This is a genomic window from Shewanella sp. MBTL60-007, assembly GCF_019654915.1.
GTDB lineage: Bacteria > Pseudomonadota > Gammaproteobacteria > Enterobacterales > Shewanellaceae > Shewanella.
Window position 1 is genome coordinate 138339 of the sequence record NZ_BPET01000001.1, and the last position, 9939, is coordinate 148277.

Consider the following 9939-nt stretch of genomic DNA (forward strand, 5'->3'; position numbering starts at 1 on the left):
CACAGGTTTAAAATAAGCTATCTTACGTAAATATAACCATTACCCCCACAATTTAAGTGCTTATTAAGGCTCTAATTTGCTATTTAATGATTCTATATGTGAGCAGATTAAACGCTTGAAATAGCGCTAGAAGTAAAATAATCCACTACTTACTAATATTCACTACGACTTTCCTGTTGCTTAGCCCGATTTTATTCCTACTTTCGAATGTGTTAAAATATCGCCCCTTTTACAGCCTCAACCTTTACAAAGTCGCTATTTGTCTTTGCAATAGCCGAGGAAAATTCACCGGCTCAGCTTGAAAATATATCTTAATAAACAGATTCTTATTTGATAGCTGGCGATGACAAAAGCGAATACTTAATGTCGAATTTGACACAATCTGTTGATCGTAACTCAACAGACGAAAATTACCTTGCTGCCCATCCACCCGAGCGAAGTTCATCAACTACAGTAAACGCCTTCTCCAGTCCAGTACTCTGGTTAAGTGGCGGCTTTCTAGTTCTCTTCGTACTGCTTGCTGTTTTCGATACCTCCGCACTCTCCAACGTTATTCAAGTTGGATTTTCAAAAGTTACCCAATGGTTTGGCCCCTTTTGGCAAGTGCTATTGCTGGCTAATTTTGTTATTGGCCTCTATCTAGCCTTTGCCAGAACGGGTGATGTCACTCTGGGTAATCTCAAGGCGCCGGAGATGGACACCTTTAAATGGTTGGCCATTATTCTATGTACCCTGTTAGCAGGTGGTGGGGTGTTTTGGGCGGCTGCAGAGCCGATAGCCCATTTTGTGTCTGCACCGCCATTTTATGGTGAAGCACAAGGGCGAACTCTGGCGATTAATGCCTTATCACAATCATTTTTGCATTGGGGCTTTCTCGCTTGGGCAATATTAGGCACGTTAGCCGCAATCGTGCTAATGCACTTACACTATGATAAAGGCTTACCGCTGCAGCCACGCACCTTGTTGTACCCAATCTTTGGTGATAAGGCGTTAACAGGTTGGATTGGCACCTTAACCGATACCTTCTGCATTATAGCCGTGGCCGCGGGAACCATTGGTCCTATTGGTTTTCTAGGCTTACAAATTAGTTATGCGCTGAATGCGTTATTTGGCGTGCAAGACACCTTGATGACCCAAAGTTTAGTGGTGGTGTTTGCCATTGCCATGTATACCTTGTCGGCATTAAGTGGCTTAAGTCGCGGTATTCAGCTTATTAGCCGTTACAACATTATTTTAGCGGCGGCGCTAATTGTGTTTATTTTACTGTTTGGCCCAACGGGGTTTATTGTTGATGGCTACTTACAGGGTGTGGCGCGCATGGTGAATAACTTTGTGCCTATGTCTTTGTATCGTGGTGATGCAGACTGGCTAAGCTGGTGGACAGTGTTTTTCTGGGGCTGGTTTTTAGGCTATGGCCCTATGATGGCAATCTTTATTGCGCGTATTTCACGTGGACGTAGCATTCGTCAGCTTATTTTGTCGATAGCGATTATTGCGCCGTTAATCACCTGCTTTTGGTTTAGTGTGGTCGGTGGTTCAGGGCTAGCTTTCGAGTTGGCTAATCCGGGGGTGATCTCGGCAGCATTTGAAGGATTTAACCTGCCAGGCGTGTTGTTGGCGATCACCTCACAGTTACCAATGCCAACCTTGATTGCGATACTGTTTTTGATCCTCACAACAACCTTTATCGTGACGACGGGTGATTCGATGACTTATACCATTAGTGTGGTTGTTAGCGGAACTACCGAGCCGAGTGGCGCGATGCGCGCGTTTTGGGGCATATTAATGGGGCTGGTTGCTATCGCATTAATTGCCATGGGTTCGGGTGGAATTTCGGCCTTGCAGTCATTTATTGTGATCACTGCAGTGCCCGTGTCATTTGTCTTGCTACCTTCACTGTGGCAAGCACCCAAAATGGCTAAAGTGATGGCGGAGCAGCAGTTTGGTAAAGCTGAACTTATGCAAGCGCAGTCGTCAAAAGTGAAGCCGTCAGAGGCAAACTCATAAACTCATAAACTCATAAATTTATAATAGTCATCACTTGTAATAATTATTGTTATACAGGTAACTCAAGAGCCTCAATACCATGAGTATTGGGGCTCTTTTTTATCGAAGTTTGTCGTTTATAGATATTCCAATACCAGTGTTATCGAGGTGTCTATCTTTCCTCCGATGGTACTTTCTGTGTGCAGGTTGGTGTTAAAACTCAATTTATCTTCAGAGGTGTTTGTTTGAGCATTGAGTTGATAACCACCGAGTAAATTGATGTTATCTCCTTCGATGTCTGTAAAGCTAATATATGCGCCATTGGCGCAATCATCGTCATCACAGTTATATAGCTGAGTGCCATCGGGACTAATTCTTCCCGGTGATGAAGTGAAAGATAGTTTTGCACTATTTTTATACTCAGTTAAGGCTGCACCAGAACAATCGGTTAACCAAACATCAAAGGGTTTACTTATGACTTCATCTCCTCGTGCAATTCCACTGCCAAAATCGATGGTCTGGTTAAATTGAACCATAGTGCACAGGTGAGCTTCGAGCGTGGGGTTGGTAAACACTAGACTGAATACACTATTCTCAAAGCTATTAGCATTGGAAGCGGTTCTTAACTTTTGTGTTAGTGGCATTGTGCTGGGTAATACATGTTTCCCCGCGTTTATATCACCTATGCGGATGAGTTCGGCAAAGTGAGAGTAGCTCGCTGTGCCGCTGAGAACTGTGCCACTGTCAAACTTAACAATGTATCCCCCCCATCAGGTACATTGCTATTACAGACTTTGGGGCTACCGCTACTTGTATAGAAGCGAATGCCAATTCCAGACAGGCCGGGTATGAGGCAAACTGTGCTATCACTTGGCCAAGAATTTCCCCAAGTATGTTTGCCGGTGCCGATATACATGCTTCTGTCAAAGCCTTGGTTGTTGCTTTGAGAATCACAGGTAAAATCCCATGAGCCGCCCTCCATTTCTACTGTGGTTAATACTTGGCCAATGGAAGTTGTTAGATCAATATTGTTGTCTTGGATGACAGCTCTTAAGTTGTAATCACCTTTTTCTTTACAGCGCTTAAAATTAATCTCTCCAGCGTGAACTTTAGCAGCACTCAAAACTAAGTGGCTCATGCTTAACAGCATGAGTATGAGCAAAAAAGTGGATTGATTGCGGCAGCTGAATTTCCTTTTCATAACATCACCTTTTCCATTAGCTTTTATGTTTTTAGTGTTGATTAGCCGTAGAAAGGTAACATCTAAATTTTGATGGGTGGAATGAAAAGCTATTAAAGGTTATTAGAGAAATTAATAAGTAGATTGATATTACAAGGGGATCTCAGCAGTACTGTACTGCTGAGAGTGGAATATTGGCAGATTTAAGAATTAAAGGTAGTTAATGACCAACGTGAGCGAGGTGTCAATTTTGCCTCCGGTAGTGTTTTCAGTATGTAAATTACTGCTAAAACTGAGTTTGTAGTCATTATCGGTTGTTTGGGCGTTTAATCTATATCCAGTTTTTAGGTCAACAGCATCTCCTTCAATGTCTGTAAAGGTAATATAGGCGCCATCGGCGCAATCATCGTCATTACAGTTATATAGCTGAGTGCCATCGGGACTAATTCTTCCTGGTGATGATGCGAAAGTTAACTTTGCACTATTTTTATACTCAGTTAAGGCTTCACCAGAGCAGTCTGTTAACCAAACATCAAAGGGTTTACTTATGACTTCATCTCCTCGTGCAATCCCGCTGCCAAAATCGATGGTCTGGTTAAATTGAACCATTGTGCACAGGTGAGCCTCAAGGGTGGGGTTAGTAAACACTAGCTTGAATGTTTTATTGTCAAAACTATAACCATTGGAGGCTGTTCTTAACTTTTGTGCTATTGGCATTGTGCTGGGTAATACATGCTTCCCCGCGTTTATATCACCTATGCGGATGAGTTCAGCAAAGGGAGAGTAGCTCGCTGTGCCGCTGAGAACTGTGCCACTGTCAAACTTAACAATCTGCCCCCCCCCATTAGGTACTGATATATTACAGACTTTGGGGCTACCGCTACTTGTATAGAAGCGAATGCCTATTCCAGACAGGCCGGGGATGATGCAAACTGTGCTGTCATATGACCAAGGTGTTGACCAAGTATGATTGCCGGTGCCGATATACATGTTTCTGTCAAAGGTTGCGTGGTTGCTTTGAGAATCACAGGTAAAATCCCATGAGCCGCCTTCCATTTCTACTGTGGTTAATACTTGGCCAATGGAAGTTGTTAGATCAATATTGTTGTCTTGGATGACAGCTCTTAAATTGTAATCACCTTTTTCTTTACAGCGCTTAAAATTAATCTCTCCAGCGTAAACTTTAGCTGTACTCAAAGCTAAGCTGGTTAAAACAAAGCAGGTTATGGTAAGCAGTATAATTGAATAAAAAAGTTGGTTTGCGTGTTGGGAGCTGAACTTCCTTTTCATAACGTCACCTTTTTCCATTAGCTTTTATGTTTTTAGTGTTGATTAGTCGTCGAAAGGTAACATCTAAATTTTTATGGGTGGAATGAAAAGCTGTTAAAGGTTATTAGAGAAATTAATAAGTAGATTGATATTACAAGGGGATCTCAGCAGTACTGTACTGCTGAGAGTGGAATATTGGCAGATTTAACAATTAAAGGTAGTTAATGACCAACGTGAGCGAGGTGTCAATTTTGCCTCCGGTAGTGTTTTCAGTATGTAAATTACTGCTAAAACTGAGTTTGTAGTCATTATCGGTTGTTTGGGCGTTTAATCTATATCCAGTTTTTAGGTTAACAGCATCTCCTTCAATGTCTGTAAAGGTAATATAGGCGCCATCGGCGCAATCATCGTCATCACAGTTATGTAGCCGAGTGCCATCGGGACTAATTCTTCCCGGTGATGATGCGAAAGTTAACTCTGCACTATTTTTATACTCAGTTAAGGCTGCACCAGAGCAGTCGGTTAACCAAACATCAAAGGGTTTACTAATGACTTCATCGCCTCGTGCAATTGCACTGCCAAAATCGATGGTCTCGTTAAATTGAACCATTGTGCACAGGTGAGCTTCGAGGATGGGGTTAGTAAATACTAGGTTAAATGTCCCATGCCTTACGTCGACTACGTTAGATTGGGCCACCATGGTAGATAATGTCATATTGGAGAGTGTATGGTAACCCGCAGTTATATTGCCGACACGAACCAGCTCGGCAAGGGGCGAGAAACTTGCTGAGCCGAAGTTATCGTCGTCATCAATAACAAAGAGGTGCCGTGGCGAATATATATTTGTATAACAGTTTTTTTTATTGCCATCTGGCTGATAAAGACGAATACCAATTCCTGATAGCCCCGGGATTGCGCAAACAGTCGCGTCTGAGTTAGGGCTAGGCGCCGCTTGCCATCCTCCAAAGCCATGAGCCCCAATATATAGCCTGTCATTACCAGTGGTTGATGGCGCGCAGTTAAAGTTCCATGCGCCGCCTTCCATTTCAATAGTAGTTAACACTTGGCCAATCGGGGTCATCGGGTCAATATTGTTGTCTTGGATTACAGCACGTAGATTGAAATCTGCCCCTGGCCCTAATACAGCGCATCGGGTGTGGCCTGCAGGGTCGGGGTCGGCGTAGGCGTTAAATGTGCTGATGGTTACACTACTGACTAAAAGTGCAGGTACGATGAAAAGAACGAGGAGTAAACGTTTGATGTATGTATTTTTGTAAACTTCAGAGTTGAGTTTTTTATTCACAGTTTTCATATCATAGCCTTTTTCTCTGTTGCCTAAACGAACTTAACGTCCGCTAAATTTACCCATTGGAGCGAAGGTATCATTGCAACATGCCGCCCTGAAATTAAGACTTATTAAAAGCTATTAAAGTTGTTAACGATAAGCTGGAGTGGGGCTGTTCTCTTGGCAGATAGCTTGGTAGCTAAGCGCGTTTTTATATCATTGAATTTATGGAGAGTTAAGACACTTGCAGCCATCTTAGTTTGACACGTGGCTTTAGGTGCAAAGTGCTGTTTTGGTGTTAACAGGCTAAGTAGGGTAATAAAGAGTCACGCTGTTGTAGCTTACATCTCTTCAGTGACGGTACACATGCCTGTAAAGGCGGGTTGGTCGGCGACTTGTACGGTTGCCAGCAACTCGTGATTTGCCAATGGGTATTGGCCATAAGCGATATAGGTTGGGGTTTCGCTAATGTCTTGACCATCAACACCGTCTATGCGGTAGATGTTGCCGAGTACAGGAGAGCGATAACTGCCGTCAATTTTTACTAGGGATTCGTTGGAGCGAAGGATCTCAATATTCTTGATGATGACATCATCACTGCCTTTTACTTTACAGATAAGATCGCCTGCTTGTGCTGCACTGCCGAGTGCCGCGATGCTAATGGTGGAACCAATTAATAGCTTACTCAATTTATTCATTCAATCTAGCCTCATCGATATAGTTGGTTGTACTCAACTTAGCGCATTGCTATGAGCCAAGCTGAGCTTAGGGTTTGTAGCTGCATTTAAAATGCGTGTTTACTGTTCGATTATGAGTGCTAAGAATAGTTCCCCTTGATTAGCTGTCAATTTGCTAGATTTACAATCTAAAGTAATAAATGAGAACTGAGAGGCTTTTACTGAGTGAGCATTGGGAGCTTTGTGGCTAATTAGCCATTTATCGACGAGTAGACTTGCTTGGGCTGAGGCAGGTGTGAAGCTTATACTGATTGGTATTAGTATAAGCGTCACTTTGTGGTTACAGCGTTAAATCATCACCGGGATAAATTGGTTATGTTGGCCGCCGATGAATACAGAGAGTGAGTAGTTTAGCTATCGCTTATCGCTGTTATTTAAGATTTTTTTGTACTTTGTTTGTGGGTTGTTTATGCGGAGCTTTTCATTAGCCATACTGATTATACTTGTTTTGACGGGTTGCAGCGCCCAGCAACCTGTAGAGCAGCCACCTAAGGTGTCGGCGCCTATCTTCGATCCTTGGTGTGATTATGCGGTAGCCGGTCTCGTTGATGGTGTGTCCCAGAAGTGTATCGATAATGCTGCACAAGGCGATGTCGATGCTGCCACTAATATGGGATACCTGTACGCCAAGGGTATTGTGGTGGAGCTTGATAAAAAGCGTGCGATGGATTTTTATCGGATAGCAGCCGAGAAAGGCATGCCAGAGGCACAGTATTCACTTGCAGAGATGTATCGAGCAGGTGTGGCTGGAAAGCCTGAGCCTCAATTAGCACGCTACTGGTACGAGCAACTGGCTAATCAAAGCCACTTCCTAGAAGAACATAAGCAACCACTTCGCTATCAAGATGAGGCGCAATTTATGTTGGGTCTCATGGATATGGAGGGGATCGGTGCTGAACAAAATCTTACCTTAGCTCTAAAGTGGCTAAAGCTAAGTAGTAGCAATGGTCATAGCGAGGCGCCCTATGTATTAGGTAAGATCTATCTAGAGCACTATCACCAGCCTGAGCTGGCGTTGCAATGGTACCAAGTGGGTGCGGAGCGAGAGTTTGCGCCGGCAATGCACCAGCTTGGCATGATGTATATCGATGGCAGAGCTGGAGAGGTCGATGCGGTCAAAGCAAACAGTTGGCTTGAGCGAGCAGCAAGTTTAGGTTTGGCCGAAGCGCAAGTTGATTTAGCTACCAGTGAGTATAACGGTATTAATGGCGAGCCGGATTTTATCAAAATCTATATTTGGTTAGATGCGGCCAGCTATCAGGGCAATGAAATGGCTAAACAGCGACTAAAATTGATAACCCCTAAACTTAGCGATCAGCAATTAGCTCAAGCCAAAGCCATAAGTCAGCGTTGTATCGGCAGCCAATTTCAACACTGTAAGAGCAGCCAGTAAGCAGAAGTATTGCTCTGTGGCGGTGATGTTAACTATAGATGAGGGCTGGACTAAAAAAATGCCGGTCTGTGGGAAGACCGGCATTGCTCGAGATGATGGTTTATTGAACTAGATTAATGGCTAGTGCAGTGTTGCAGGCCATTCTTTCTCAACGCGCTCCTTAATAAACTCTTCTTTACTCGCTTTCATCGCTTCTAAGTTAAGTCCGGCAAGAGGCTGTACCTTAGCTTTAGTATCGTACTTAGTTGCATCATACGTATAATCAGCATCGTACTTAGCAAGTAGTGCGTTAGCTTCTACTATTGCCGCATCTAAGATGGTATTTGCTTTGGTAAGCAAACGCTTAGCTTCCTCTGGATTATGAGCAAAGATACCGTGAGAGGCCGTTGCGCTGTCCCAGAACCATTGTGCATTACGTACCTTAGTTAATAGGCTAGTCATTTCGGTAGCGAGTGTATTGTCCGCTGCAAGCGCTGCCTCATAAGCCGCTTTCGCTTCGCCAATTGTCTTACCAGCTTCTAGACCTTCGATACCGTTAGCTGCCCAAATCGCTTGTGCTTTAAAGTGTGCTTCAGTGAGGCGAGGATCTGTACCATCGGCTTCAAAACGTAGCTTGTTGATCTCGGCTTTACGTTTTTCAAACTTAGATTCGAATGCTGCTGCATCGTGACAGCCTGTACAGCTTTCAGGTAGCTTAGTGGCATCGAATGTCACTTTATGGTTTGAGTATTCAACGCCCTCGGCATTGGTTGCCTTAGGCATGTGACAGGTATTACAGCTGAAATCTAGATGATTACCCATTATGTGGTCAGTGCGATCTAACAGGTTCTCATACTCTGGATGCTGTGCTTTTAATGATGGCGCACCTGAGATGGCGTTAGTCCAATCTTTAAAGTTCTTTTCATCATAGAAAGCTAATTGGGCCTCTGCAGCAAAACCCTTATACAAACCATCATCACCTTTGTAATCAACAATATTTGCATAGTCAGTTTCTACACCTGGTACCCAATGATCCCATGGGTAACGAACTTTCTTCGAGTCTGTTCCATCGAAATAGTATTCAACATGGCATTGAGCACAAGTTTGGCTTGCTTGGCTGTCGTGATCTTGAGCTGTAAAGGTCATGTCGATTGCATCCATAGCACGAGATGCATAAGGACGACTGAGGCGTAGGCTGTTTTCACCTAGCTCATGACAGTCTGCACAACCAATAGTGTTAGACATCTCCTCGCCCCACACCGACCAGCCGTTATCGGCAAATTTGCCTTCACCTACCTCATCATACATACGTGACAGATCAGTTGTTTTACATGACCAGCAGCTTGCAGCCATTGCTTCACCAACAACTTGGCCATCGTGGCCAACCATTGGCGCACCTGTACGTAGAGTTTTAATGATATCTGTTAGGGCGAAGTGGTGACCACGAGCGCGATTATAATCTTTAGCAAAACCATAGCCTGCCCAAGCGCTGACTAGGTTAGGATTTGCTTCGAGTAGATCTGTTGGTACACCCGATGCAGGGTTGCTTTCTGAAGTCTGTGCCCAAGTCTTGTACTGCTCTGGGAAGCTTTCCTCCCAGTTATCACTGTTGTAATAGTCAGTCTCCTCTGGTGGAGTAACAGGAGGCTCGACTGGTGGCTCGACAGGGGGAACTACAATACATTCATTTGTAGCAGGATCGAGTTCCATTCCATCTGGACAGGTTTTAGTTTTATCATCGTCATCACTACAAGCCGATAATGCCGTCATTACTGCAACTGCTATTGCGAGTTTTTGTAGTTTCATCACAACTCCTAACTTTATTGTTTTATTAAGTTTTATAGTTTTTCATTAACTCCATCAGGTGTGGAATTAATGTTTTAATTAGATTTTTCTTTATTTGTTTGGTTGTTTTCTTTTTGTTTCTATTATTTTGTGGGGTAACCCTTTTGACGTTTTTATTATTATCATGAGGGTGGTTAATAAATAACTTTTTATTAGTTGCAACGTGAGGGGGATCAATAAAATTTTAAAAGTTTGTTATCAAAAGGATAAGAAAAATCTAACTTATACCCCTATATAGGTATAACGATAGTGGTAGCTGTGGGTG

The 9939-nt window shown here is 43.4% G+C and carries 8 protein-coding genes; 2 read left to right on the plus strand and 6 right to left on the minus strand.

Going from position 1 to position 9939, the window contains the following annotated elements:
- Positions 1-363: 363 nt before the first annotated feature.
- Positions 364-2007: a BCCT family transporter gene (locus K5Q92_RS00640; protein ID WP_259649447.1), complete on the plus strand. Its 1644-nt coding sequence runs from the start codon at positions 364-366 to the stop codon at positions 2005-2007.
- Positions 2008-2123: 116 nt separating this feature from the next.
- On the opposite strand, the gene K5Q92_RS00645 is transcribed toward K5Q92_RS00640, so the two are convergent.
- From K5Q92_RS00645 to K5Q92_RS00665, 5 genes are all read right to left on the minus strand, one after another.
- Complete coding sequence (locus K5Q92_RS00645) at positions 2124-2630, minus strand: hypothetical protein (RefSeq protein WP_220767121.1); 507 nt, start codon at positions 2628-2630, stop codon at positions 2124-2126.
- 38 nt (positions 2631-2668) lie between these two features.
- Positions 2669-3124, minus strand: a complete 456-nt coding sequence (locus tag K5Q92_RS00650; protein WP_220767122.1) for a hypothetical protein — start codon at positions 3122-3124, stop codon at positions 2669-2671.
- Between the two features lie 252 nt (positions 3125-3376).
- Positions 3377-4363, minus strand: coding sequence for a fimbrial protein (locus K5Q92_RS00655; RefSeq protein ID WP_220767123.1), 987 nt, complete (start codon positions 4361-4363; stop codon positions 3377-3379).
- 283 nt (positions 4364-4646) lie between these two features.
- The gene (locus K5Q92_RS00660) at positions 4647-5747 is read right to left on the minus strand and encodes a hypothetical protein (RefSeq protein WP_220767124.1); all 1101 of its coding nucleotides are present in this window, start codon (positions 5745-5747) and stop codon (positions 4647-4649) included.
- A 314-nt stretch (positions 5748-6061) separates the two neighbouring features.
- Complete coding sequence (locus K5Q92_RS00665; RefSeq protein WP_220767125.1) at positions 6062-6418, minus strand: hypothetical protein; 357 nt, start codon at positions 6416-6418, stop codon at positions 6062-6064.
- A 448-nt stretch (positions 6419-6866) separates the two neighbouring features.
- Between K5Q92_RS00665 and K5Q92_RS00670 the strand changes: the two genes are divergently transcribed.
- Positions 6867-7850, plus strand: coding sequence for a tetratricopeptide repeat protein (locus tag K5Q92_RS00670; RefSeq protein ID WP_220767126.1), 984 nt, complete (start codon positions 6867-6869; stop codon positions 7848-7850).
- Between the two features lie 120 nt (positions 7851-7970).
- Here K5Q92_RS00670 and K5Q92_RS00675 read toward each other — a convergent pair whose 3' ends face one another.
- On the minus strand, positions 7971-9635 hold the full coding sequence (locus K5Q92_RS00675; protein ID WP_220767127.1) for an ammonia-forming cytochrome c nitrite reductase subunit c552: 1665 nt from the start codon (positions 9633-9635) through the stop codon (positions 7971-7973).
- Positions 9636-9939: the final 304 nt, after the last annotated feature.